The 24,034-nt window shown below is 66.6% G+C and carries 22 protein-coding genes; 6 read left to right on the top strand and 16 right to left on the bottom strand.

From position 1 onward, the window contains the following. Positions 1-24: 24 nt before the first annotated feature. From PA6_RS15125 to PA6_RS15070, 12 genes are all read right to left on the bottom strand, one after another. Positions 25-1,320 carry an adenylosuccinate synthase gene (locus PA6_RS15125; RefSeq protein WP_021701808.1) on the bottom strand — a complete coding sequence of 432 codons (1,296 nt, stop codon included), beginning with the start codon at positions 1,318-1,320 and terminating at the stop codon, positions 25-27. Positions 1,321-1,374: 54 nt separating this feature from the next. After that, positions 1,375-2,562, bottom strand: a complete 1,188-nt coding sequence (locus PA6_RS15120) for an ATP phosphoribosyltransferase regulatory subunit (RefSeq protein WP_021701807.1) — start codon at positions 2,560-2,562, stop codon at positions 1,375-1,377. A gap of 34 nt (positions 2,563-2,596) precedes the next feature. Continuing rightward, a complete protein-coding gene (locus PA6_RS15115; protein ID WP_043216759.1) occupies positions 2,597-2,782 on the bottom strand; it encodes a DUF2065 domain-containing protein in 186 nt (61 codons plus the stop codon). Positions 2,783-2,893: 111 nt separating this feature from the next. Next, positions 2,894-3,763 (bottom strand): protease modulator HflC, encoded by an 870-nt coding sequence (gene hflC / locus PA6_RS15110; RefSeq protein WP_021701805.1) that lies wholly within the window; start codon positions 3,761-3,763, stop codon positions 2,894-2,896. After that, entirely contained in the window at positions 3,763-4,914 is a 1,152-nt protein-coding gene (gene hflK / locus PA6_RS15105; protein ID WP_021701804.1) for an FtsH protease activity modulator HflK, read from the bottom strand. Before hflK ends, hflC begins: the two co-directional genes overlap by 1 nt. A gap of 95 nt (positions 4,915-5,009) precedes the next feature. Continuing rightward, entirely contained in the window at positions 5,010-6,311 is a 1,302-nt protein-coding gene (gene hflX / locus PA6_RS15100; protein ID WP_021701803.1) for a ribosome rescue GTPase HflX, read from the bottom strand. 12 nt (positions 6,312-6,323) lie between these two features. Then, positions 6,324-6,578, bottom strand: coding sequence for an RNA chaperone Hfq (hfq, locus tag PA6_RS15095; protein WP_021701802.1), 255 nt, complete (start codon positions 6,576-6,578; stop codon positions 6,324-6,326). Between the two features lie 99 nt (positions 6,579-6,677). After that, complete coding sequence (gene miaA, locus PA6_RS15090) at positions 6,678-7,649, bottom strand: tRNA (adenosine(37)-N6)-dimethylallyltransferase MiaA (RefSeq protein ID WP_021701801.1); 972 nt, start codon at positions 7,647-7,649, stop codon at positions 6,678-6,680. A gap of 132 nt (positions 7,650-7,781) precedes the next feature. Beyond that, positions 7,782-9,656, bottom strand: a complete 1,875-nt coding sequence (gene mutL / locus PA6_RS15085; RefSeq protein WP_021701800.1) for a DNA mismatch repair endonuclease MutL — start codon at positions 9,654-9,656, stop codon at positions 7,782-7,784. Next, positions 9,653-11,104, bottom strand: a complete 1,452-nt coding sequence (locus tag PA6_RS15080) for an N-acetylmuramoyl-L-alanine amidase (protein WP_021701799.1) — start codon at positions 11,102-11,104, stop codon at positions 9,653-9,655. The genes mutL and PA6_RS15080 overlap by 4 nt, the downstream gene beginning before the upstream one ends. A 13-nt stretch (positions 11,105-11,117) precedes the next feature. Continuing rightward, a complete protein-coding gene (gene tsaE, locus PA6_RS15075; protein ID WP_370453127.1) occupies positions 11,118-11,564 on the bottom strand; it encodes a tRNA (adenosine(37)-N6)-threonylcarbamoyltransferase complex ATPase subunit type 1 TsaE in 447 nt (148 codons plus the stop codon). Beyond that, positions 11,561-13,057: a bifunctional ADP-dependent NAD(P)H-hydrate dehydratase/NAD(P)H-hydrate epimerase gene (locus PA6_RS15070; protein ID WP_021701797.1), complete on the bottom strand. Its 1,497-nt coding sequence runs from the start codon at positions 13,055-13,057 to the stop codon at positions 11,561-11,563. Before PA6_RS15070 ends, tsaE begins: the two co-directional genes overlap by 4 nt. Before the next feature lie 62 nt (positions 13,058-13,119). On the opposite strand from PA6_RS15070, the gene queG reads away from it, so the two are divergent. Beyond that, positions 13,120-14,193, top strand: a complete 1,074-nt coding sequence (gene queG, locus PA6_RS15065) for a tRNA epoxyqueuosine(34) reductase QueG (protein WP_021701796.1) — start codon at positions 13,120-13,122, stop codon at positions 14,191-14,193. Positions 14,194-14,209: 16 nt separating this feature from the next. Here the strand turns inward: queG and orn are convergent, their stop codons facing one another. Next, positions 14,210-14,755, bottom strand: coding sequence for an oligoribonuclease (gene orn / locus PA6_RS15060; RefSeq protein WP_021701795.1), 546 nt, complete (start codon positions 14,753-14,755; stop codon positions 14,210-14,212). A 38-nt stretch (positions 14,756-14,793) separates the two neighbouring features. Then, complete coding sequence (locus PA6_RS15055) at positions 14,794-15,564, bottom strand: class I SAM-dependent methyltransferase (protein ID WP_021701794.1); 771 nt, start codon at positions 15,562-15,564, stop codon at positions 14,794-14,796. Between the two features lie 86 nt (positions 15,565-15,650). On the opposite strand from PA6_RS15055, the gene rsgA reads away from it, so the two are divergent. Next, complete coding sequence (gene rsgA / locus PA6_RS15050) at positions 15,651-16,682, top strand: small ribosomal subunit biogenesis GTPase RsgA (protein ID WP_021701793.1); 1,032 nt, start codon at positions 15,651-15,653, stop codon at positions 16,680-16,682. 42 nt (positions 16,683-16,724) lie between these two features. On the opposite strand, the gene motB is transcribed toward rsgA, so the two are convergent. Both motB and motA read right to left on the bottom strand, forming a co-directional pair. Then, positions 16,725-17,747 (bottom strand): flagellar motor protein MotB, encoded by a 1,023-nt coding sequence (gene motB, locus PA6_RS15045; RefSeq protein WP_021701792.1) that lies wholly within the window; start codon positions 17,745-17,747, stop codon positions 16,725-16,727. Positions 17,748-17,763: 16 nt separating this feature from the next. Next, positions 17,764-18,615 carry a flagellar motor stator protein MotA gene (gene motA, locus PA6_RS15040; RefSeq protein WP_021701791.1) on the bottom strand — a complete coding sequence of 284 codons (852 nt, stop codon included), beginning with the start codon at positions 18,613-18,615 and terminating at the stop codon, positions 17,764-17,766. Positions 18,616-18,733: 118 nt separating this feature from the next. Between motA and PA6_RS15035 the strand changes: the two genes are divergently transcribed. The 4 genes from PA6_RS15035 (at position 18,734) to PA6_RS15020 (ending at position 23,990) form a co-directional block, all read left to right on the top strand. Further along, positions 18,734-20,257 (top strand): HDOD domain-containing protein, encoded by a 1,524-nt coding sequence (locus tag PA6_RS15035; RefSeq protein WP_021701790.1) that lies wholly within the window; start codon positions 18,734-18,736, stop codon positions 20,255-20,257. Between the two features lie 79 nt (positions 20,258-20,336). After that, positions 20,337-21,152, top strand: a complete 816-nt coding sequence (locus PA6_RS15030; protein ID WP_021701789.1) for a rhodanese-like domain-containing protein — start codon at positions 20,337-20,339, stop codon at positions 21,150-21,152. Between the two features lie 15 nt (positions 21,153-21,167). Beyond that, positions 21,168-22,028, top strand: a complete 861-nt coding sequence (asd, locus tag PA6_RS15025) for an archaetidylserine decarboxylase (protein ID WP_021701788.1) — start codon at positions 21,168-21,170, stop codon at positions 22,026-22,028. Positions 22,029-22,178: 150 nt separating this feature from the next. Then, on the top strand, positions 22,179-23,990 hold the full coding sequence (locus tag PA6_RS15020; RefSeq protein ID WP_043216755.1) for a hypothetical protein: 1,812 nt from the start codon (positions 22,179-22,181) through the stop codon (positions 23,988-23,990). Positions 23,991-24,034: the final 44 nt, after the last annotated feature.

Raw genomic sequence — 24,034 nt, 5'->3', positions numbered from 1 at the left:
GCGGCCTTTTTATCGATCAAACGATCAGGCGAACGGATGGCGCAGGACGATGGTCTCGTTGCGGTCCGGGCCGGTGGAGATGATGTCGATCGGCGCGCCGACCAGCTCTTCCACGCGCTTGATGTAGGCACGAGCGGCGGCCGGCAGCTCTTCCAGGCTCTTGGCGCCGACGGTGGTGTCGCTCCAGCCCGGCATCTCCTCGTACACCGGCTGCAGGCCGATGTAGCTGTCGGCGTCGGTCGGTGCGTCGACCAGCAGGTTGCCCTGGGCATCCTTGTAGCCGGTGCAGATGCGGATGGTCTCCAGGCCGTCGAGCACGTCCAGCTTGGTCAGGCACAGGCCGGAGATGCTGTTGATCTCGATGGCACGACGCAGAATCACAGCATCGAACCAGCCGCAGCGACGGGCACGACCGGTGGTGGAGCCGAACTCGTGGCCTTTCTTGGCCAGGTAGGCGCCGGTCTCGTCGAACAGCTCGGTGGGGAACGGGCCGGAGCCGACGCGGGTGGTGTAGGCCTTGGTGATGCCGAGGATGTAGTCCAGGTACAGCGGGCCGAAACCGGAACCGGTGGCGGTACCGCCGGCGGTGGTGTTGGAGCTGGTGACGTACGGGTAGGTGCCGTGGTCGATGTCCAGCAGCGAGCCCTGGGCGCCTTCGAACATGATGTCCTTGTCGGCGCGGCGCAGCTCGTGCAGCTCGGCGGTGACGTCGGTCATCATCGGGCGCAGCTGTTCGGCATAGGCCATGCACTCGTCCAGGGTGGCCTGGAAGTCGATGGCCGGCTCCTTGTAGTAATTGACCAGCACGAAGTTGTGGTAGTCGAGCAGCTCGCCCAGCTTGGAGGCGAAGCGCTCGCGGTGGAACAGGTCGCCAACGCGCAGGCCGCGACGGGCCACCTTGTCTTCGTAGGCCGGGCCGATACCGCGACCGGTGGTGCCGATCTTGGCGTCACCGCGGGCCTTCTCGCGAGCCTGGTCGAGGGCCACGTGGTAGGACAGGATCAGCGGGCAGGACGGGCTGATGCGCAGGCGCTCGCGCACCGGCACACCCTTCTCTTCCAGCTTGGTGATCTCGCGCATCAGGGCGTCGGGGGCGACCACCACACCGTTACCGATCAGGCAGCGTACGCCTTCGCGCAGGATGCCGGACGGGATCAGGTGCAGCACGGTCTTCTCGCCGTCGATGACCAGGGTGTGGCCAGCGTTGTGACCGCCCTGATAGCGCACCACGGCGGCGGCCTGCTCGGTCAGCAGATCGACGATCTTGCCCTTGCCCTCATCACCCCACTGGGTGCCCAGGACCACGACATTCTTACCCATAACACTTGTCCTCTTTCGGAAGCTCGATGCCGGCCACGGCCGGCGGAAAACTCGTCAGGACGCCAGCGGCGCCACTTGCCAACGTCCGTCGCGCAGCTGCAGCTGGCGATCACAACCCGCCTCGTGCGCCGCGCTTACATCCTGTCCGGGCAATGCCTGGACCACGCGCACGCCCTCACTGCGCAGGCGCTGCACGGCCTGCCACAGGTACAGGTCATGATGATCCGGAGCCCACACGCCGGCATCCTGCGCATCGACCTGCATGTCGCCCAGGGTCACCAGGGTCTTCAGGTCGGTGGAGAAGCCGGTGGCCGGGCGCGCCCGGCCGAAGTTACCGCCGACGTCATCGTAGCGACCGCCCTGGGCGATGGACTGGCCAACACCCGGCACGAACGCGGCGAACACCACGCCGGTGTGGTAGTGGTAGCCACGCAGCTCACCAAGGTCGAAATACAACGGCAGTTCGGGATAACGCAGTTCCAGCTGGTCGGCGATCGCCACCAGCTGATCCAGTGCGGCATGCACCTCGTCCGGCGCCTCGACTAGGCAGGCCTGGGCCAGGTCCAGCACTTCGCGGCCGCCACACAGCTCGACCAATGCACGCAGCATGCTGGCCAGGTGCGGCTGCAGGGATTCGGTGAGCGCATCGACCTCGTCGATAGCCTTGCGCTGCAGGGCGTCGAACAGCTGCTGCTCGGCCTCGCCGGAGAGCCCGGCAGCGCGGGCCAGGCCGCGGTAGATGCCGACATGACCGAGGTCCATGTGCACATCCGGCACGCGCGCCAGGGCCAGGGTATCGAGCATCAGGCTGATGACTTCGACATCGCTGGCCGGACTGGCGTCGCCGTACAGCTCGGCACCCAGCTGGATCGGGCTGCGCGAAGTGGCGAGCGCCCGCGGCTTGGCGTGCAGCACGCTGCCGGCATAGCACAGGCGGCTCGGGCCCTCGCGACGCAGGGTGTGCGCATCCATCCGCGCCACCTGCGGGGTGATGTCGGCCCGGAAGCCCATCTGCCGCCCGGACAGCGGATCGGTCACCTTGAAGGTGCGCAGATCCAGGTCCTGACCGGCACCGGTGAGCAGGGACTCGAGGTATTCGATGTGCGGGGTGACGACGAACTCGTAGCCCCAACGCTGGAACAGATCCAGCACCTGGCGGCGTGCCGCCTCGATCAGTGCCGCTTCCGGCGGCAGTACTTCTTCGATGCCATCTGGCAGGAGCCAGCGGTCTACCGTTGCCATTTCGCCATTCCCCTCTCGGTACGGGCGGCAGCCTTCAGTGAAGCAGATACAGGAGGGCAGTCCCCAGCAGCATGCTGGCCAGCCCCATGAGGCGCAGCTGACGATCCGGCAGCTGCACCAGTTGCGCGATTGCGCCGCGCCAACGTCGCGGATAGAGGAAGGGCAGGATGCCTTCCAGCACCAGCATTAGACAAAAAGCGATGCCCAGTTCCTGCCACATGATTCCCGCAGACGCAAAAAAGCCGGGCATTTTCCCGGCTGACCCATGATAACACGTTTTCCCCGGAGGTCACCCCGACGTGGCCGAACGGCCACGCCAGGGCACACCGGATCAGGGCTTGGGCTGCTGCAGGTAGCGGAAGAAATCGCTACTTGGGTCCAGCACCAGCACATCGCTCTTGCTCGAGAAGCTTTCGCGATAGGCGCCCAGGCTGCGGTAGAAGGCGTAGAACTCGGCATCCTGGTTGTAGGCCGCGGCATAGATGGCAGCCGCCTTGGCGTCACCATCACCGCGAACCTCTTCCGCCTCACGGTAGGCATCGGCCAGGATCACGCGTTTCTGCCGGTCGGCATCGGCACGAATACCCTCGGCCAGCTCGCGGCCCTTGGCGCGGTGCTCGCGGGCTTCGCGCTCACGCTCCGAGCTCATCCGATCGAACACGCTGCGGTACACCTCTTTCGGCAGGTCGATGGCCTTGACGCGCACATCGACCACCTCGATACCCAGCTCCTTCTGCGCCATGCCGTTGAGCGACTTGGTGATGTCCGCCATCAGCAGGTCACGCTCACCGGAAACCACCTCATGCAGGGTGCGGGTACCGAACTGGTTGGCCAGCGCGGTGATCAGACGCTGCGACAGGCGGTCATCGGCGATCTGGCGAATACCCGAGGTCGCGGTATAGAAGTGCTCGGCATCAGCCACTCGCCACTTGGCATAGGCATCGACCATCACCGCCTTCTTTTCCTTGGTCAGGATGCGCTGGATCGGCGATTCCAGGGTGAGCAGGCGGCCGTCGAACTTGCGCACCTGGTTCATCAGCGGCACCTTGAAGTGCAGCCCCGGCTTGACGTCCGGATTCTGGATCTTACCGAACTGCAGCAGCACGGCCTTCTCGGTCTGGTAGACGATATAGATGCTGTTCCACGCCACGATGGCGAGGAGCACGCCCCCGATCAGGGCAAACAGGGATTTATTGCTCATCAGCGGCTCTCCCTCGTGCGCAGCTCACGCTGCTGCAGGTCGTTGATGATGCGCGTCGCGCCCTCGCTCGAAGCCGCACCCGCCTGGCCAGCGGCACCGGCCGGCGCAGTCGGGCGGGAGTCGATCATCTTGTCGAGCGGCAGGTAGAGCAGGTTGTTCTGCCCGTCCTTGCCAGTCACCAGCACCTTGCTGGTGCTGCCGTAGACCTGCTGCATGGTGTCCAGATACAGACGCTGACGCGTCACTTCGGGCGCCTTGCGGTACTCGGCCAGCAGCTTGCTGAAGCGATCGGCCTCACCCTGGGCACGCGCGACCACCTCGTCGCGGTAGCCGTTAGCCTCCTCAAGAAGGCGCTGAGCCTGACCACGCGCTTCGGGCACCACGCCATTGGCGTAGGTCTCGGCCTGGTTCTTCTCGCGCTGCTCGTCCTCACGGGCACGAATCACGTCGTCAAAGGCATCCTTGACCTCGGCCGGAGCCGTGGCGCGCTGGATGTTGACCTGGGTGACGGTGATGCCGGTGCCGTAGTCGTTGAGGAACTTCTGCAGGCGCTGGCTGACTTCCTGGCCCATCTGCTCACGGCCGAGGGTAATCACCTCATCCATGGAGGTGGAGCCGGCGACATGGCGCAGAGCGCTTTCGGTGGCGTGCTGCAGGCTCACCTCGGGCGCATCGACGTTGAGCACGAAGTACTGCAGGTTGCTGATCTTGTACTGCACGGTCAGCGGCACCTCGACGATGTTCTCGTCCTCGGTGAGCATCTGCCCCTGCAACGTGAAGGAACGTTCGCGCGTGACGTTTTCCTGGAACTTCTTCTCGAAGGGCGGGAAGTAGATATTCAGGCCCTGTTCGACGGTCCGGTTGTACTCACCCAGGCGCAGAACAACTGCCTGCTCCTGAGCATCGACGATGTACACGGCGTTCCACAGCCAGACCGCGCCGAGCAGAGCGGCACCGATGCCGAGCATGCCCCAGCCACCGCCCTGGCCTTCGCCATCGCGTTTCTTGCCGCCGCCGAAGATGCCGTTGAGGCTCTCCTGCAGCTTGCGGAAGGCCTCGTCGAGGTCCGGCGGCCCCTGGCGTCCACCGCCTTTGCGGCCACCCCAGGGATCCTGATTGTTCGAGTTGCCACCCGGCTCATTCCAAGCCATAGCGCTCTCCATCTGATAAAGCAAAGACGCGCCCGCGGCGCGCCGACCCATGCTACCGAAGCACCCGAGCCGCCGCAAAAGCGACGGCCCAGGCTTTATTGCAAAGTGTGTTGCTCGAGGAAATCCTGCGGCTTCAGCCCTTCACGGCTGACCAGGCGATTCAGCTCGGCGCGCGGCAGACGGATGGCCAGCAGCGTATCACCCGCCTCGTCGTGCGACTCGCTCTGCACCGCATTCAACTCGAAGAATTGCGCACGCAAACGCCCCAGGCGCTGCGGCAGGCGCAGCGTGCCAACGAACAGATCCTCGCCGAGCAGCTCGGCCACCGCCTGACGCAGCAGCTCGAGGCCTTTGCCGTCGCGCGCGGAAAGCCATACGCGCTCCGGTTTGCCATCGCCATCGCGTTGAATCTGCGGTTCAACGCCGTCGACCAGATCGATCTTGTTGTACACCTCGAGAATCGGCAGCTCGTTGGCACCGATCTCACCCAGCACAGCCATGACCTGCTCGATCTGCTGGTCACGCTCCGGCTCATGCGAGTCGATCACGTGCAGCAGCAGGTCGGAATTGCTCGATTCTTCCAGGGTGGCGCGAAACGCCTCGACCAACTTGTGCGGCAGGTGGCGGATGAAGCCCACGGTATCGGCCAGCACCACCGGCCCCAGATCATCCAGCTCGAGGCGACGCAGGGTCGGGTCGAGGGTGGCGAACAGCTGATCGGCCGCATAGACCTCGGAAGTGGTCAGCGCGTTGAACAACGTGGACTTGCCGGCGTTGGTGTAGCCCACCAGCGACACCGAGGGAATATCCGCACGGCGGCGGCCGCGACGAGCCTGCTCGCGCTGGCTGCGCACCTTCTCCAGCTTCTGCTTGATCTGGCGAATGCGCACACGCAGCAGACGACGGTCGGTTTCCAGCTGGGTTTCACCCGGGCCGCGCAGGCCGATACCGCCCTTCTGCCGCTCCAGGTGGGTCCAGCCCCGCACCAGGCGCGTGCTCATGTGATCCAGCTGAGCCAGCTCGACCTGCAGCTTGCCCTCGTGGGTACGGGCGCGCTGGGCGAAAATATCGAGGATCAGCCCGGTGCGATCCAGTACGCGGCACTCGAAGACGCGCTCGAGGTTGCGTTCCTGGCTGGGCGTGAGGGTGTGATTGAAGATGACCAGCTCGGCCTCGGACTCCCGGACCAGATCGCGCAACTCCTCGACCTTGCCACTGCCGATGAGGAATTTTGCGGTCGGCATGTGGCGCGACACGGTGACCAACGCCACCATGTCCGCACCGGCCGACAGAGCCAGGTCCTGGAACTCCTGCGGATCTTCGGCCGCCTCGGGGTTACTGCCTTCCAGGTGAACGAGAATGGCCCGCTCACCGCCGCCGTGACGCTCGAAGAACAAGTCAGGCTCCTATCAGGCGTTGCCCGGCTCGACCTGCTCGCCTTCGGTCGCACTGGGCAGGCGCACCGGGCGGCTCGGCACCACGGTGGAGATGGCGTGTTTGTAGACCATCTGGCTGACAGTGTTCTTCAGCAAAATCACGAACTGGTCGAAGGATTCGATCTGGCCTTGCAGCTTGATGCCGTTAACCAGATAGATGGAAACCGGTACGCGTTCCTTACGCAGGGTATTCAGGTAAGGGTCTTGTAGCGAATGCCCTTTTGACATGTGCCGCACTCCTTAAGGTTCAAATTGTAGTAAAGCAAAAATGGCTTATGCCGTATCAGCCTCAAAAGCCAAGGATAGACGGCGAACAGGCGGGTCTCATCACAATATGGAGACCGCCCTCAGGTATTTCAAGGCACGAGTCAGATTGTCACTGGCCAGGCTGTCCAGCCAGTACAGGCTTTCCCAGCCGCGCAGCCAGGTAAACTGGCGCTTGGCCAGCTGACGCGTGGCGATGATGCCCCGCTCCGCCATCTCTTCGCGGTTCAGGCGACCGTCCAGGTAATCCCATACCTGACGATAACCGACCGCACGAATCGATGGCAACCCCGCATGCAGATCCTCCCGCAGGCGCAGCGCTTCGACCTCTTCGACAAAGCCCTGTTCCAGCATCAGGTGAAATCGGCGGGCGATCCGCTCGTGCAGCACCTGGCGCTGCTCGGGAGCGATGGCGAATTGCGCGACAGTATAAGGCAATTGCCCCACGCCAGGCGCCTGTAGACCGCCATTTTGAGCCATTTGCCGCTGCCGATGCGCGGTCATGCTCAATCCGCTGACGCGATACACCTCCAGCGCCCGCACCAGGCGCTGCGGATCGTTAGGATGGATGCGTGCTGCCGACTCCGGGTCGACGCGCGCCAGCTCGCGGTGCAGCGCCTCCCAGCCCTCGACGGCCGCCCAGGCCTCCAGCTCGGCGCGTACCACGGGATCGGCACCGGGCATATCGGCCAAGCCTTCCAGCAAGGCCTTGTAATAGAGCATGGTGCCGCCTACCAGCAGCGGAATGCGCCCGCGCGCGGTGATCTCGGCCATCGCGGCCAGGGCGTCGGCGCGAAACTCGGCGGCCGAGTAACTCTCGGCCGGATCACGGATATCCACCAGGCGATGCGGATAACGCGCCAGCGTGGCCTTGTCCGCCTTCGCCGTGCCGATGTCCATGCCCCGATAGATCAGCGCCGAATCGACGCTGATCAGCTCGCAAGGCAGCGCATCCGCCAGGGCCAGGGCCAAGTCGGTCTTGCCGGAAGCGGTGGGACCCATCAGGAAGATGGCGGGAGGCAGGCGCTCGGTCATAACTCTGCAATCACTCGCCAAGCGCACGCGTGCAGCTCGGAGAGGCGTCTAGGAAGGGAGCCGGATTGGCAAGAAGCGCAGTCTACTCGCTGCGCATGCGCTTTCCGAAGCGATTTTCAGCACCGCTCGCCGTCAGCGACCGCGCAGGAACAGCTTGTCCAGATCATCCATGCCCAGCTGAGTCCAGGTCGGCCGGCCGTGGTTGCACTGGCCACTGCGCTCGGTCTGCTCCATATCGCGCAGCAGGGCATTCATTTCCGGCAGGGTCAGGCGGCGATTGGCGCGCACCGCGCCATGGCAAGCCATGGTCGCCAGCAGCTCGTTGAGATGCGCCTGAATGCGGTCGCTGGTGCCGTACTCCAGCAGATCGGCGAGCACGTCGCGCACCAACTGAGTGGCTTCGGCCTGCTTGAGCAGGGCCGGAATCTGCCGAATCGCCAGGCTTTCCTCGCCCAGGCGCTGAAGCTCGAAGCCCAGGCGCTGGAACCACTGCGCATGTTCCTCGGCACAATCGGCCTCACGCTGGCTCAAGGCGATGCTTTCCGGCACCAGCAGCGGCTGGCCGCGCAGGCCTTCGCAGGCCATGGCGGTCTTCAACCGCTCATAGGTGATGCGCTCGTGGGCCGCATGCATGTCCACCAGCACCATGCCCTGGGCATTCTCGGCGAGGATGTAGACCCCCTTGAGCTGGGCCAGGGCATAGCCCAGCGGCGGTATGTCGCCCTGCGCCGTCGGCAGCGCGGCGGGCTGCTCGGGCAGTGGCGCGAAGTACTCGCGGTAGGCGCCCTGGGCCTCGGCCTGCGGTATCCCGGCCTGTGGCCGCGGCGCCTGATAGCCGGCACCCGCCGAGCGCCAGACCGACGGCTCCGCAGCGGGCTGCTGCAGAATGCTGGCGGCCAGACCGATCTCGCCCTGGGGCCCGAACTCGCCGGCGGCAATGCCGCTCGGCCGGACGATCTGCTGCACCGCCGCCGGCGCCGCCAGTTGGTCTTCCGGACGCACCTCGCCGAGCGCCCGGTGCAGGGTGCCGTAGAGGAAGTCGTGGACCATGCGACTGTCGCGGAAACGCACCTCGTGCTTGGTCGGGTGCACGTTTACGTCGACCACGCCCGGATCGATCTCGAGGAACAGCACGAAGGTCGGGTGGCGACCGTTGAACAGCACGTCGCGGTAGGCCTGGCGTACGGCATGAGCGACCAGCTTGTCGCGCACCATGCGGCCGTTGACGTAGAAATACTGCAGGTCTGCCTGGCTGCGCGAGAAGGTCGGCAGGCCGACCCAGCCCCACAGGCGCAGGCCGCTGCGCTCCACCTCGATCGGCAGGGCCTGTTCGAGGAAGGCCGGGCCGCAGACGCTGGCCACCCGGCGCGCGCGACTGATCTCGTCCGGCGCCTCGTGCAGGGCGAACACCGTCTTGCCGTTGTGGCGCAGGTGGAAGGCCACATCGAAGCGGGCCAGAGCCAGACGCTTGATGACTTCCTGCAGATGGTCGAACTCAGTCTTCTCGGCGCGCAGGAATTTGCGCCGCGCCGGGGTGTTGAAGAACAGGTCGCGCACCTCCACCGAAGTGCCGACCGGATGGGCCGCGGGCTGCACCCGCGCCTCCATGTCACGTCCTTCAGTCTCCACCTGCCAGGCCTGCTCGGCCTCGGCGGTGCGCGAGGTCATGGTCAGACGCGCCACCGAGCTGATCGAGGCCAGCGCCTCGCCACGGAAACCCAGGCTGGAAACTGCTTCCAGATCTTCCAGCTCGCGAATCTTGCTGGTGGCATGGCGCGCCAGGGCCAGGGGCAGGTCGTCCGGCGGAATGCCGCAACCGTCATCACGGATGCGCAGCAGCTTGATGCCACCCTGCTCGACCTCGACGTCGACCCGCCGAGCACCAGCGTCCAGACTGTTCTCCAGCAGCTCCTTGGCCACCGAAGCCGGACGCTCGACCACCTCGCCGGCGGCAATCTGGTTGGCCAGCCGCGGACTGAGCAGCTGGATGCGCCGCGACTCGATCATGGCTGGGCCGCCAGGGCGGTCGCGGGGATATTGAGGGTCTGACCGACCTTGATGGTGTCGTTGCGCAGCTGGTTGGCGCTGCGCAACGAGGCCAGGCTGACCTGATAGCGCTGCGCGATCAGGGCCAGACTCTCACCGGAGGAAACCACGTGCACGCGCGGGCCGGGCGCGATCTTGCCGTTGTCGCGCAGCCAGGCGATATAGGTGCCGGGCGGCGGATTCTGCTGGAAGAACTGCCGCACGCCTGCCGTGATCGAACGCGCCAGGGCCTGTTGATGGCCGACGGTGGACAGCTTGCTGGCCTCGTTGGGGTTGGAGATGAAACCGGTCTCGACCAGGATCGACGGGATGTCCGGAGACTTCAGCACCATGAAGCCGGCCTGTTCGACCCGGCGTTTGTGCAGCGGCGTGATGTAACCCATCTTGCTCAGCACCTGCTGCCCGACATTGAGGCTGGACGACAGCGAGGCGGTCATCGACAGGTCGAGCAGCACGCCGGCCAGCACGCGGTCCTTGTCGTCCAGGCTGACGCTGCCGGCGCCGCCGATAAGGTCGGACTGGTTCTCGCTGTCGGCCAGCCAGCGCGCGGTTTCAGAGGTCGCACCACGGTCCGACAGGGCATAGACCGAAGCACCGAAGGCGCGGCTGCTGGGCGCGGCGTCCGCGTGGATGGAGACGAACAGGTCGGCGCCTTTCTTGCGCGCGATCTCGGTGCGCTTGCGCAGCGGAATGAAGTAGTCGCCGGTGCGCACCAGCTCGCCACGGAAGCCGCGCTCGGCGTTGATCTGCCGCTGCAGCTCCCTGGAAATGGCCAGGGTTACATTCTTTTCATAGAGCTTCTTGCCCGGGCCGAGGGCGCCAGGGTCCTCGCCACCGTGGCCGGCATCGATGGCGATGACGATATCGCGCTTGCCGCCCGGCACTGGCGGCAGCTTGGCCGGGGCCGAACCGGGCGCACTGGCGACCGGCGGCGGTGTGCTGTTGACCGGCTGCTGCGGCACCTGCGGTGCCTTGGGCGCGCCAGCTGCGGCAGCGGTATCCTGATCGAACAGATCAACCACCAGACGGTGGCCGTACTGCTGGTTCGGCGCCAGGGTGAAGCTCTTCGGCGTAACGCCGGCGGAAAGGTCGAGGACCAGGCGCAGGTCGGTGGGCGAACGCTGTGCGGAGCGCACGCCGGTGATCGGCGTATTGCTCAGGGACAGCTGGTCCAGCCGGGTGGCCAGCTGGGCGCCGTTGACGTCGATGACGATGCGGTTGGGTGCGGCCAGGGTGAACACGCTGTGCTGCACCGGACCGGAAAGATCGAAGACCAGGCGGGTGTTATCCGGCGCGCGCCACAAGCGCACGCTGCGGATTTCCGTGGCGGCCAGCACGTCGACGGCCAGCGCCGCCAGCATGACTCCGATACCGCCGAACAGCGCACGCATGCGCATAGCCTTCCCCATCTTTCTTAAACTCTTATAAGGCAGCACACCACGCCTCGGCCCGCGCACCATGTGCCTGCAACTGCAGCGCGCGGCCGACTCCATGCGGGCTAATGGTAATGTCCAGGTCCGCCTTTGGCAAAACGCCGGCGCCGCGCTCGGGCCACTCGATCAGACACAGCGCATCGCCCTCGAAATAGTCGCGAATGCCAAGGAACTCCAGCTCTTCCGGATCGGCCAGGCGGTACAGGTCGAAGTGGAACACCCGCACCTCACCCAGCTCGTAGGGCTCGACCAGGGTGAAGGTCGGGCTTTTCACCGCGCCACTGTGCCCCAGGCCACGGAGGATGCCGCGCGATAATGTGGTCTTGCCGGCGCCCAGGTCGCCGTGCAGATAGATCACACCGCGACCGCCGGTCGCCCGTGCGATGCGCGCACCCAGCTCGTACATGGCGTCTTCGCCTTCGGCATAGAGAGTCATTTCAGGCAAGGTGCATGCTCCTCCAGTAGCTGACGAATGGTCGGAATCAGATCGCTGGCCGCCAATCCACGCCCCAGCTCGCCCTGGCGCATACCGGCGCCGGCATGCAGCCACACGCCCAGGGCCGCCGCCTCGAAAGCCTCCAGCCCCTGTGCGCGCAGGGCTCCGAGCAGCCCGGCCAGGACATCACCGAGGCCGGCGCCCGCCATGGCCGGATGACCACGATCACACAGCAGCAGGCGACCGTCCGGCGCGGCCACCAGGCTGCCGGCGCCCTTGAGCACCACTACCGCCTGGTAGCGGCGCGCCAGGGCCAGGGCCGCGGCGGGGCGATCCGCCTGCACTTCGGCCGTGGCAATCCCCAGCAGGCGTGCCGCCTCGCCGGGATGCGGGGTCATCAGGCTGTCGGCCGGCAACTCGACGCTACCTGCCGCCAGCAGGTTGAGTGCATCGGCATCCCACACCTGCGGCCGCGCGCTGGCCGCCGCCGCGCTGAGCAGGCTGCGCCCCCAGGCCTGCTGGCCGAGGCCGGGCCCCACCACCAGCACATCGGCACGCGCGCACAGCTCGGGCAGCTGGTAGGTGGACTCGGTGGGCTGGCACATCACCTCCGGCAGGCGGGCCAGGCTGGCAACCAAATGCTCGGGACGCGTGGCCAGGGAGACCAGGCCGGCACCGGCCCGCAGGGCGCTCTCGGCACTGAGCAGGGCGGCGCCACCGAAACCACGATCGCCGCCGATCACCAGCACATGGCCGAAGCTGCCCTTGTGCGCGGTGCGCGCACGCGGCGCCAGTGGCGGCACCGCGCTGCCGGCCAGGCGACGGGCAACAGAGGACTGCTGGGCAACCAGCTCAGGCTCGGCCTGCAGGTCGTCGAACACCAGCTCGCCGACCCAGTCCGGCGCATCACCGGTGAACAGGCCGATCTTCAGGCCGATGAAGGTCACGGTGAGATCGGCGCGCACCGCCTGCTCCGCCACGCAGCCGGTGTCGGCATGCAGCCCGGTGGGGATATCCACCGCCAGTACCGGCAGGCCGGCGCCGTTGATCGTCTCGACGGCCTGCGCGTAGTGGGGCCGCAGCTCGCCGGCAAAACCGGTACCGAGCAGCGCATCGACCAGCACGCCGCGCAACTCGGCACCCGAATGCCACGCTTCGATGGCCACGCCGGCCGCCTGCGCGGCACCGCGGGCTAGGGCGGCGTCGCCCTGCAGCCGCTCAGGTTCGCCGACCGCCAGCACGCGCACGTCCCAGCCGGCGCGCTGCGCCAGTTCGGCGATCAGGTAGCCGTCGCCGGCATTGTTACCGGCCCCGGCCAGCACGGTGACGGCACCTGCCTGCGGCCAGCGTTGGCGCAGGGCGCGCCAGGCGGCATGCGCGGCGCGCTGCATCAGCTCGAATCCGGGGGTGCCGGCGGCAATCAGCCGGGCGTCCAGCTCACGCACCTGGGCGGCGCTGTATAAAGGAAGAGGCCAGTCGTGATCGTTGCGCATGTTCGGCTATTCGGGCGAGGTCTGGCAGAATTATACCCATCTCCCCTGCCTCGCCGCCCGCCATGTCCGACTCCCCTCCCGATCTTGCGCAACTGGCGCAGTCCATCAAGGACTGGGGGCGCGAGCTGGGCTTCCAGCAGGTCGGCATCACCGACGTCGACCTCGGCGAGCACGAGGCGCACCTGCAGCGCTGGCTGGATGCCGGCTACCAAGGCGAGATGGACTACATGGCCGCGCACGGCAGCAAGCGCTCGCACCCGGATGAGCTGGTACCCGGCACCCTGCGCGTGGTGTCGCTGCGCATCGACTACCTGCCCGGCGACACCCGGATGGCCGAGCGCCTGGCGCAACCCGAGCAGGCCTATGTGTCGCGCTACGCGCTGGGCCGCGACTACCACAAGCTGGTGCGCAAGCGCCTGCAGCAGCTGGCCGAGCGCATCCAGGCGGTCATCGGCCCGTTTGGCCATCGCGCCTTCGTCGACAGTGCGCCGGTGCTGGAAAAGGCCATCGCCGAAAAGGCCGGCCTCGGCTGGATCGGCAAGAACACCCTGGTGCTCAACCGCAAGGCCGGCAGCTGGTTCTTCCTCGGCGAGCTGTTCGTCGACATCGCGCTGCCAATCGACGCGCCCCACGCCAGCGAGCATTGCGGGCGCTGCACGGCCTGCATGGACATCTGCCCGACCGCCGCCTTCGCCGGCCCCTATGTGCTGGACGCGCGGCGCTGCATCTCGTACCTCACCATCGAGCTCAAGGGATCGATCCCCGAGGAGCTGCGCGCGCCCATCGGCAACCGCGTGTTCGGCTGCGACGACTGTCAGATCGTCTGCCCATGGAACCGTTTCGCCCGCCCCACCGAACAGGCTGACTTCCAGCCGCGCCACGGCCTGGACAGCGGCGGCCTGGTCGAGCTGTTCCTGTGGACGGAAGCAGAGTTCCTCAGCCGTACCGAGGGCTCGCCATTGCGCCGCGCCGGCTACGAACGCTGGCTGCGCAACCTGGCCGTGGGGCTGGGCAATGCGCCCTCGACCATCCCGGTGCTGGAAGCGCTGCGCGCGCGGCGCGAGCACCCGTCGGAACTGGTGCGCGAGCACGTCGCCTGGGCGCTGGCGCGCCACCATGAAAAAGGCCCGCACTAGGCAGGCCCTGGGGCACTCACACTTTCAGGAAGTGCTGGCGGTAATGGCGCAGCTCGGCGATGGACTCGCGGATATCGTCCAGCGCCTGATGGGTACCCTGCTTCTGGAACGAGTCCTTGACCTGCGGCGCCCACATGCCGGCGAGGATCTTCAGGGTCGAAACATCCAGATAGCGATAGTGGAAGTAGGCTTCCAGGTTCTGCATGTACTTGTAGAGGAAGCGTCGATCCTGGCCGATGCTGTTGCCGCAGATCGGCGACTTACCCTTCGGCACCCACTGCTCGAGGAAGGCGATGGTCTGCGCCTCGGCTTCGGCCGGGCCGATGGTGCTCTCGCGCACGCGCTGGGTCAGGCCGCTTTCACCGTGGGTACGGGTATTCCACTCGTCCATCCCGGCCAGCAGCGCATCGCTCTGGTGCACGGCGATCACCGGCCCCTCGGCGAGGATGTTGAGGTCGCTGTCGGTGACGATGGTGGCCATCTCGATGATGACGTCGCGCTCCGGATCCAACCCGGTCATTTCCAGGTCGATCCAGATCAGGTTGTTGGGGTTCTGCGGCATGGGCTCGGCTCCTTCTAGACAGGCGCCAGTTTAGCCGCTCAGAAGTGCCAGAGCAGTAGCCGTGAGTCGCGCCAGTCGTGCAGCGCGATGACTTCGCCAGCGGGAACCCCCGGCACCTCAAAGCTGTTGCTGACCAGCAGGCTGCCGGGGCGCATCTCGCGCCGGGCCTTGGCCCACAGCTCGGCCATCGGTGCCGGTGAAAGGAAGCAGTAGACCACGTCATAGTCGCCCAGCGGCTCGCGCCACAGGCTGCGGTAGTGCACCCGCACGTGGCGATACGGCAGGCAGCGCAACCAGGCCAGCAGGAACACCAGCGGCGCCGTTTCCACGCCGACCAGGCGCGCCTGCGGGTAGTCGCGGGCCAGCTGCACCAGCGCGCTGCCCAGGCCGCACCCCAGGTCGACGAAGCGAAAGTCGGGTGGCAGCGCGGCCAGGCGCTGGCTCAGCTGTCGGCGGGTGCGCGCCCCGCTGAGGTACAGCGGCACGCGCTCGCGAAAGCTGTTCCAGTTGATCAGCAGCAGCAGGCCGAAAGCGACCAGGAACCACCAGGCTGGCCACTCGCGACTCTGCAGCGCCAGCAGGCCGGGGACGAAAGCCAGGTTCAGCGCCAGCCACCAGCGGCGCAGCCCCAGCCACTGCCCCAGCGCCGCCGCCAGCGCGCCCTGAGCGAGCGCCGCCTGCCACAGGCTTGGGCGCCAGTCGACGAGACGCACGAACAGCAGCAACAGGCAGGCGATCACCGTCAGGGCCAGTAACTGGGCCAGCAGGGCGAGCAGGGCCGGGTATCGGGAGCGCAGAATGTCGAGCATGCCGCTGTTGTACCAGCAGGCCGACGCCAGGGCCAGTCGCCCCCCGTGCTAAACTCGCCGCCGTTTTCTTATTCAGCGGAACCCTCATGGCCAAACGCCAACTGACCCGCCGGCAGAGCTGGCGCATCGAGAAAGTCCAGGAGGAGCGTGCCGCCCGCGCGGCCAAGCGCGAATCGCGCCTGCTCGATGAACTGGAAGGCGGCGACCTGGGCGCGGAACAGACCGGCCTGGTGATCGCCCACTTCGGTGTGCAGGTCGAGGTCGAGGCACTGGAAGGCGAGCTGACCGGCCAGGTCCAGCGCTGCCACCTGCGCGCCAACCTGCCGCCCCTGGTCACCGGTGATCGCGTGGTCTGGCGCTCGGGCAACCAGGGCCACGGCGTGATCGTCGCGCAGCTGCCGCGCCACTCCGAGCTGTGCCGCCCGGACATGCGCGGCCTGCTCAAGCCGGTGGCCGCCAACGTCGACCTGATCGTCATCGTCTTCGCCCCGCTGCCGCACCCACATGCCAACCTGATCGACCGCTACCTGGTGGCCGCTGAGCATGCCGGCATCCGCCCGCTGCTGCTGCTGAACAAGGCCGACCTGCTCGACGAGGAAAACAGCGGGCACGTGGACAACCTGCTGACCACCTACCGCCAGCTCGGCTACGAGCTGCTGGAAGTCTCGGCCCATGGCGGCGGTGGCATGGAACAGCTGCAACAGCGCCTGGACGGTCACGTCAGCGTGTTCGTCGGCCAGTCCGGGGTGGGCAAGTCATCGCTGGTCAACAGCCTGCTGCCGGGCGTCGACACCCGCGTCGGCGACCTCTCGGAAGTCACCGGCAAGGGCACCCACACCACCACCACGGCACGTCTGTTCCACTTCCCGGGCGGCGGCGAGCTGATCGACTCGCCCGGCATCCGCGAGTTCGGCCTGGTGCATGTCAGCAGGGACGATGTCGAGGCTGGCTTTATCGAGTTCCGCGACCTGCTCGGCACCTGCCGCTTCCGCGACTGCAAGCACGACCGCGAACCGGGCTGCGCACTGCTCAAGGCCCTGGAGGACGGACGCATCCAGCCGCAGCGCATGGCCAGCTACCGGCACATCCTGGCCAGCCTGCCCGAACCCGAATATTGATGGTGCGCTGAAACGAAGAGGCCGCGATGATCGCGGCCTCTTTCATTCCTGCGGCTGGTCGAACTGCAGGGCGCCATCCTCGAAGATGTTCAGGCGCTGGCGCAGCTCGTCGGGCTGGGCCGGCTCGTCCGCCGCGGGAGGCGTCTGCCCGGGCGCCGTGGCCTCGGTAGGCACCGCGTCACCGCCGCTGTCCTGCTCACCCTCGATGGCGCGCTGAGCCTTCTTGGTCAGCACGATGATGTCGATACGACGGTTCACCGGATTGAACGGATCCTTGCGATCGAACAGCGCCGAGGAGGCATAACCCACCACGCGCGCGACGCTTTCATCCGGGTAGCCGCCAGCCACCAGGGCACGCCGCGCCGCGTTGGCACGGTTGGCCGACAACTCCCAGTTACCAAAATCGCCCGCGCCGGCGAACGGCTTGGCATCGGTGTGACCGCTGACGCTGATCTTGTTCGGTACCGCCTTGATGGTGTCGGCGAGGATCAGCAGGATGTCCTCGAAATAGGGCTGCAGGCGGGCACTGCCGAGGTCGAACATCGGGCGGTTCTCAGCATCCATGATCTGGATGCGCAGGCCGTCCTGGGTGATTTCGAAGAGGATCTGATCCTTGAACTTCTGCAGCTCGGGATTCTCCTCGACCTTGGTCTGCAGCTCCTGCAGCAGCATTTCCAGGCGCTCCCGCTCGACCTGCTCGGCCAGCGTCTCGGCCTGGCTGGCATCGATCTCGGCCTGGTCCTGCTGGGCGTCGACGGCGGCTTCCTGGGAATCCGGGGCATCCTTGAGTTCGGGGTTGAGCGTGCGATCCGGCGCAGGCGTGGGTGTGCCGCCCAGGTCGATGACGTAGGGGCTGGCGCTCTCGGTGAAGCCGATGGGGTCCTGGAAGTAGCCGGAAATCGCCTTCTTCTGCTCGGGCGTGGCCGAGGACATCAGCCACATCACCAGGAAGAAGGCCATCATCGCCGTGGCAAAGTCGGCGAAGGCGATCTTCCAGGCACCACCGTGGTGGCCGCCGGCAACCTTCTTGACCCGCTTGACCAGTATCGGCTGGTTGTTCTCCATCGCTCAGCAGCCCGCCTCAGTTGCCACGCATGGCCTGTTCGAGCTCGCTGAAGCTCGGCCGATGCGCCGGGAACAGCACCTTGCGCCCGAACTCGACGGCCAACGTCGGCGGCATGCCGGAAGCGGACGCCACCAGCGTGGCCTTGATCGCCTCGTACAGGTTGACCTCTTCCTTGGCATCGTGCTCCAGCGCCCCGGCCAGCGGGCCGAAGAAGCCATAGGACGCCAGAATACCGAGGAAGGTACCGACCAATGCCGTACCGACCTTCTCGCCGATCTGCGCGTTGTCCGCCGTCGCAAGGATAGACATGGTGATCACGATACCCAGCACCGCCGCCACGATACCCATCGCCGGCATGCCGTCGGCCACCTTGGCGACCGCGTGGGCCGGGTGCTCCAGTTCTTCCTTGAGGCTGGAAATCTCCATGTCGAAGAGGTTCTCCAGCTCGTGCGGCGCCATGTTGCCGCTGGACATGATGCGCAGGTAGTCACAGATGAAAGCGGTCATCTGCGCATCCTTGAGGATGCCGGGGTACTTGCTGAAGATCGGGCTAGCGTTGGGGTCCTCGACGTCGGCCTCGATGGCCATCATGCCTTCGCGGCGGCTCTTGTTGAGGATTTCGTAGAGCAGCTTCAGCACTTCCAGGTAGAAGGCGTGGGTGAAGCGGCTGCTGAACATCTTCAGCGACTTCTTGAACACCGTCATGAAGGCGCTGCCGGGGTTGGCCTGGAGGAAGGCACCGAGTGCCGCGCCGCCGATGATCATCACTTCGAACGGGTGGACCAGCGCCATGAGCTTGCCGCCGGAGAGGACAAAGCCACCAAAAACGCAGCCGAAGACTACCAGGATGCCTACGATCTTGATCATGAGAGTGAGCTTGAAGAGTCAGTCGATAAGGGTTCTGTAAAACAACCCTTCTAATTATCGGAAGTATTGCGCCAGACTATAGGCAGTAAAGGCGAAAAGCCAGTTTGGCTCAACCTGCATGCCCACTGAAAAGCACCTACCGCGCAGCATCGATGCCTGGCTGAAACAGCTGGACGACGTGCGTCTGCCCATCGCCAGCCACCACCATGAGGCGGTGCGCCGGGTCCTGCTGGACAGCCGCCGCTCCCTGCGCGAGATCGCCGAGCAGATGCAGGAGAGCCCGGCCATCGCGCTGGCCATGCTGCGTGAGGCCAATCGCAGCGCCAGCAGTTTCAGCGAGCCGGCAGAAAGCCTGGAGATGGCGCTCAACCGCCTGGGGCTGAAACGCGCGGAAACGCTGCTCGCACAGATGCCGGTGCAGGAACAACAGCAGATCCCCCTGCCCCTGCGCCAACTGCAACTGATCGGCCTACATGCCTCACAACAGGCCAGCGGCCTGTTCGCCGGGCGCCTGGCGCGGCTGTGGCAGGAGATCCACTGGGGCAGCCTGCTGTTCCTCGCCCCACTGTGGCCGCTGGTGGCACTGCATCCGCAGCTGTTCGAGGCCTGGGAGCGGCGCGTACTCGGCCGCGGCGAGCCGGCGGCCAGGGTCGAGCGCGAACTGCTCGGCGTTCCCCTGCTGTCACTGTGCCTGGCCCTGGCAACGCACTGGCGTATGCCGGAGTGGATCATCCAGGGCTACCGCCTGCTGGTGGAAGACCGTCGCCTGCTGGTCAAGGCCCTGCATATCGCCCGCGACAACGAACACCCGCTGCATCAGCAGCAGCTTCTCGACGCCGACCCGCACCTGCGGCGCTGGCTGACCCAGCCGGCCAACAGCATTCTGCTGGCCAGCGGCCTGGCGCTGTCCAGCCACCACAACTGGAGCTGCCAGCACCACCTGCGCTGGCAACGCCTGACCGGCCTGTACCTGCAGGTCGCGCTGCCGGAGTTGCAGCAACTGGTGCACCAGCAGGCCGCCCAGAGCGCCCGCCAGCACGCGCAAGCGGACCTCTGGCATCCGGCCGAGGCGCTGCTGTGGCCCTGGGACGCCTGCCGCCTGAAAGCCCTGCGGCCGCCACCCGCGCCGGCCAGCAACCCACAGCTGGAGCTGTGGAAGCAACATTGCGGCAGGCTGCTGGCCCAGCCCTCGCCTTTCGCCAATGTCCTGCAGCTGACCGACAGCGCCTGCCAGGCCCTGCAGGCCTGCGGCATGCAGCGGATCATGGTGCTGCTGGCCGACCGCAGCCACAGTCGCCTGCTGGCCCAGCAGGTGGCCGGCTTGCCTGGCGCCGCCGCGCAGTTGCGCCTCGATCCGGCGCAGAGTCAGGTGCTGCGCCGCCTGCTGGCCGAGCCCGGGCAGTTGCGCCTGAGCCCGGCCAACCTCGCCCAGGTGTCTGCCCTGCTGCCGGGTAGCCTGAAAGCCCTGTTCAATGGCGAGCACCTGCTGCTGCGCTCACTGGCCAGCAACGGCCGGGTGGTGATGCTGCTGGTGGTCGACCAGGGCGGCGGCGAGATCGGAGCCGTGCCGCTGCAGGCCTTTGCCAAGACGGTGCAGTGCATCGAGCGTGGCCTGGCCACCTTCGCCCGTCGCGGCGCCTGATGCCGGCAACGATTTCAGCCGGCCCGCGCGCAGGCTTTTCGCTACAATCCGCCCTCAACCGTCCATCCGGAGTCTTCGCATGTCCGCCTTCTCCGGCCTGCCGCTGGTAATCGAACCGGCCGACCTGGCCACCCGCCTACAGGCCCCCGAGCTGATCCTGGTCGACCTCAGCCCGGCCGCCCGCTACGCCCAAGGCCATCTTCCCGGCGCCCGCTGGGTCGACAGCAAGCGCACCCAGCGAGCCCAGGCGCCAGCACCCGGCCTGTTGCCGGAGAAGCCCCAGCTGGAAGCACTGTTCGGCGAACTGGGGCACCGCGAGGACGCCGTCTACGTGGTCTATGACGACGAAGGCGGTGGCTGGGCCGGGCGTTTCATCTGGCTGCTCGATGTGATCGGCCACGGCCGCTACCACTTCCTCAATGGCGGGCTGCAGGCCTGGATGGCCGAAGGGCGCGAATTGAGCCGGGAGACACCCGCAGCCGCTGACGGTAGCGTCAGCCTGAGCATTCACGACGAGCCTACGGCTAGCCGCAACTACCTGGAGGGCCGCCTGGGCGCCGCCGACCTGGCGATATGGGACGCCCGCTCCCCGGCCGAATTCAGCGGTGAGAAGCTGCTGGCCGCCCGCGGCGGGCACGTGCCGGGCGCGGTCAACTTCGAGTGGACCGCCGGCATGGACCCGCAGCGCGGACTGCGCATTCGTGAAGACATGGCCCAGGTTCTGGAGCGCCTCGGCATCACCAAGGACAAGGAAGTGATCACCCACTGCCAGACCCATCGCCGCTCCGGCTTCACCTACCTGGTGGCCAAGGCGCTGGGCTATCCGCGGGTCAGGGCCTACGCCGGCTCCTGGTCCGAATGGGGCAACCTGCCCGACACGCCGATCGAACACTGATATCAAGGAATACCGATGAAACAGCGCCTGTTTATTCTCAGCCAGTACCTGCTGCCGCATCACCTGCTGTCGCGCCTGATCGGCTGCGCCGCCGAGTGCCGCGCCGCCTGGTTCAAGGACCGCCTGATCGGCTGGTTCGCCAAGCAGTATCAGGTCGATATGAGCGAGGCTCAGGTCGAGGACCTGAGCGCCTACGAGCACTTCAACGCCTTCTTCACTCGCGCCCTGAAAGACGGCGCGCGCCCCCTGGACGAAACTCCCGGCGCCATTCTCTGCCCGGCCGACGGCGCGGTCAGCCAGCTCGGCCCGATTGAGCAGGGCCGCTGCTTCCAGGCCAAGGGCCACAGCTTCAGCGTGCTGGAGCTGCTCGGCGGTGACGCCGAACGCGCCAAGCCCTTCATGGGCGGCGACTTTGCCACCATCTACCTGTCGCCCAAGGACTATCACCGCGTGCATATGCCGCTGGCCGGCACCCTGAAGGAAATGGTCTACGTGCCGGGCCGGCTGTTCTCGGTCAACCAGACCACCGCAGAGAACGTCCCCGAGCTGTTCGCCCGCAACGAGCGCGTGGTCTGCCTGTTCGACACCGAGCGCGGGCCGATGGCCGTGGTGCTGGTCGGCGCCATGATCGTGGCCAGCGTGGAAACGGTCTGGGCCGGCCTGGTCACGCCGCCCAAGCGCGAGCTGAAGACCACCCGCTATGACGAGGCCGCGCGCGCCGCCATCGAGCTGAGCAAAGGCGGCGAGCTGGGCCGTTTCAAGCTGGGCTCTACCGCCATCGTCCTGTTCGGACCGCAGCAGGTACAGTGGGCCGAGAACCTCGCCGCCGGCAGCCCGGTACGCATGGGCCAGGCCCTCGCCACGCCGCGAACCTGAGCACGAGGAACATCCGGCCAGGTGCGCAGTCAGAACGCATACGACTCCGCATCTACCGGGCAGCGAGCTGCGACTGCGCCGTGATGCTGCTAGAGTTCCGAAAAAACCGGCGGAATGGACGCCGCCCAGCTGTCACGGACCTCTCCCGGAATGGATAAACAGAGCCCTCACCTGCTTCTGCGCGTGCCCACCCCCGATCGACAGGGGCTGTCTCTCTGCGACGCGAATCCCAGGGAGATGAAGCGCTGGCTCGCGGCCCTGCCCAAGGCCAACATCGGCGAAACGGCCCGCCAGCTCTACCAGTGCCTGACCGAGCTGAACCAGCTGATCACCCCTTGCGACAATCGCCTGCAGCTGCTCGAACTGCTGCGCCCGGAAGTGCATTTCGTGTGCAGCCACCTGGCGCGACACTTCCTCAACCAGTCCATCGTGCTCGACGAGCGCCCGCGCAAGGTCGCCAACCTCTGCCAGGCCCTGCAGAACCACCTGGCCATGGGCTACAAGCTGATCGTCACCGAAGAGCTGCCGCGCTTCGCCAAGGAACGGGCGCAATTGCTCGCCGTGGCCCTGCAGCGCGCCAGCCATTGCCTGTACGGCCCGCTGGTGCGCGCTACCCAGCTGTACTGCCCGGTGCCAGAGGGGCTTTGGCTGGAACTCCACCAGCTGCACCGCATCGCCCGCCAGCACGGCCTGCAGCGCGCCCAGGTGCGCGACAGCCTGGCCCACAACGGCACCAGCCAGAGCATCGAGCAGATCTATCTCGCCGCCCTGCTGCTGGGCTGCGCCCGCTGCAACCAGATGCGCCAGAGCGGTATCGCGCGCCTGGCCGAGGCGCTGGAAAGCTGGAGCCAGCTGGCTTCGCTGCAACGCGCCGACGCACCGACCAGCCTGTTCGCCATTGCCCCGCAACTGGATGGTCCTCCGCGCTACAAGTCGTTGTTCGGCGCCACCGAACTGAACAACCTGCTCGGCCTCGATCCGCACGCGCTGGTCGACGCAATCAAGGAGCACCTGCTGCTGCCTCCCGACAGCGCGGAAGCCTCGCGCCTGTCGGTTCCCGAAGGCATGCCCGGCGAACTGCTGCAGCACCTGGCCTCGGCCTGGGGCGACATCGCCGAACGCACCTTCCAGCGCAACCCCGGTCGCGGCAGCCTGACACTGTGCATCGGCATGTCGGCCCTGCATTTCAATCTCGCCGGGCAGCGCAGTTTCACCGACCTGCTCAAGCACGAGGCGGCTCCACGCAGCGCCCAGTTCAAGACCAGCAACGTCGGCAGCGGCGGCCCCGACGTCTGGGCCAGCGCCTTCGACGCCCAGCGCGAAAGCCATTGGGAGCTGGGGCTGCAGATGGAGGAGATCCAGTTCAAACCGGCCAAAGGCGCCAGTCAGGCGGCCGAGGAGGCTGGCGAGAGCTACCCCAGCTATGAACTGCCGATCATCAACCACAGTCCGGGAGGCTACTGCCTGAACTGGCCGCGCGAAGTTCCCAGCCAGCTGCAGGCCGGCGAGCTGCTGGGCGTCCAGGACACCCCCGGGCAGGGCTGGAGCGTCGCCGTGGTGCGCTGGATTCGCCAGGTCCGCGGCGGCGGCACGCAGATGGGCATCGAACTGATCGCGCCGCATGCCCAGCCCTGTGGCGTGCAGCTGGTGCGCAAGAGCGAGCAGAACAGCCAGTACCTGCGCGCCCTGCTGCTGCCGGAAATCCGCGTGATTTCCCGCCCGGCGACCCTGATCACGCCGCGCCTGCCGTTCCAGGAAAGCCACAAGGTGGTGATCAACCTGAGCGGTGACGAGACTCGTGCCATACTCAGTCGCAAGCAGACCAGCACCGCCAGCTTCAGCCAGTTCGAATACCGTGTCCTGGGTGAAGCTAACACGTCCAGCGGGACCTCCGTCACAGCCGCGAAAGACCCTGGCAAGAGTGGGGACGAAGACTTTGACTCACTCTGGAAGTCGCTGTAGATTGCCCGAACAGACCATCCGTCGCCTTTTTGCGCCCGTTCTTC

It is taken from the genome of Aquipseudomonas alcaligenes NBRC 14159, assembly GCF_000467105.1.
Classification (GTDB): Bacteria; Pseudomonadota; Gammaproteobacteria; order Pseudomonadales; family Pseudomonadaceae; genus Aquipseudomonas; species Aquipseudomonas alcaligenes.
This window is presented reverse-complemented; position numbering and strand designations above follow the sequence as displayed.

Coding starts and splice junctions, on each gene's coding strand:
- PA6_RS15125 (WP_021701808.1), bottom strand. CDS start 1,320: ATGGGTAAGAATGTCGTGGTCCTGGGCACCCAGTGGGGTGATGAGGGC.
- PA6_RS15120 (WP_021701807.1), bottom strand. CDS start 2,562: ATGGCAACGGTAGACCGCTGGCTCCTGCCAGATGGCATCGAAGAAGTA.
- PA6_RS15115 (WP_043216759.1), bottom strand. CDS start 2,782: ATGTGGCAGGAACTGGGCATCGCTTTTTGTCTAATGCTGGTGCTGGAA.
- hflC (WP_021701805.1), bottom strand. CDS start 3,763: ATGAGCAATAAATCCCTGTTTGCCCTGATCGGGGGCGTGCTCCTCGCC.
- hflK (WP_021701804.1), bottom strand. CDS start 4,914: ATGGCTTGGAATGAGCCGGGTGGCAACTCGAACAATCAGGATCCCTGG.
- hfq (WP_021701802.1), bottom strand. CDS start 6,578: ATGTCAAAAGGGCATTCGCTACAAGACCCTTACCTGAATACCCTGCGT.
- miaA (WP_021701801.1), bottom strand. CDS start 7,649: ATGACCGAGCGCCTGCCTCCCGCCATCTTCCTGATGGGTCCCACCGCT.
- mutL (WP_021701800.1), bottom strand. CDS start 9,656: ATGATCGAGTCGCGGCGCATCCAGCTGCTCAGTCCGCGGCTGGCCAAC.
- PA6_RS15080 (WP_021701799.1), bottom strand. CDS start 11,104: ATGGGGAAGGCTATGCGCATGCGTGCGCTGTTCGGCGGTATCGGAGTC.
- tsaE (WP_370453127.1), bottom strand. CDS start 11,564: ATGACTCTCTATGCCGAAGGCGAAGACGCCATGTACGAGCTGGGTGCG.
- PA6_RS15070 (WP_021701797.1), bottom strand. CDS start 13,057: ATGCGCAACGATCACGACTGGCCTCTTCCTTTATACAGCGCCGCCCAG.
- queG (WP_021701796.1), top strand. CDS start 13,120: ATGTCCGACTCCCCTCCCGATCTTGCGCAACTGGCGCAGTCCATCAAG.
- orn (WP_021701795.1), bottom strand. CDS start 14,755: ATGCCGCAGAACCCCAACAACCTGATCTGGATCGACCTGGAAATGACC.
- PA6_RS15055 (WP_021701794.1), bottom strand. CDS start 15,564: ATGCTCGACATTCTGCGCTCCCGATACCCGGCCCTGCTCGCCCTGCTG.
- rsgA (WP_021701793.1), top strand. CDS start 15,651: ATGGCCAAACGCCAACTGACCCGCCGGCAGAGCTGGCGCATCGAGAAA.
- motB (WP_021701792.1), bottom strand. CDS start 17,747: ATGGAGAACAACCAGCCGATACTGGTCAAGCGGGTCAAGAAGGTTGCC.
- motA (WP_021701791.1), bottom strand. CDS start 18,615: ATGATCAAGATCGTAGGCATCCTGGTAGTCTTCGGCTGCGTTTTTGGT.
- PA6_RS15035 (WP_021701790.1), top strand. CDS start 18,734: ATGCCCACTGAAAAGCACCTACCGCGCAGCATCGATGCCTGGCTGAAA.
- PA6_RS15030 (WP_021701789.1), top strand. CDS start 20,337: ATGTCCGCCTTCTCCGGCCTGCCGCTGGTAATCGAACCGGCCGACCTG.
- asd (WP_021701788.1), top strand. CDS start 21,168: ATGAAACAGCGCCTGTTTATTCTCAGCCAGTACCTGCTGCCGCATCAC.
- PA6_RS15020 (WP_043216755.1), top strand. CDS start 22,179: ATGGATAAACAGAGCCCTCACCTGCTTCTGCGCGTGCCCACCCCCGAT.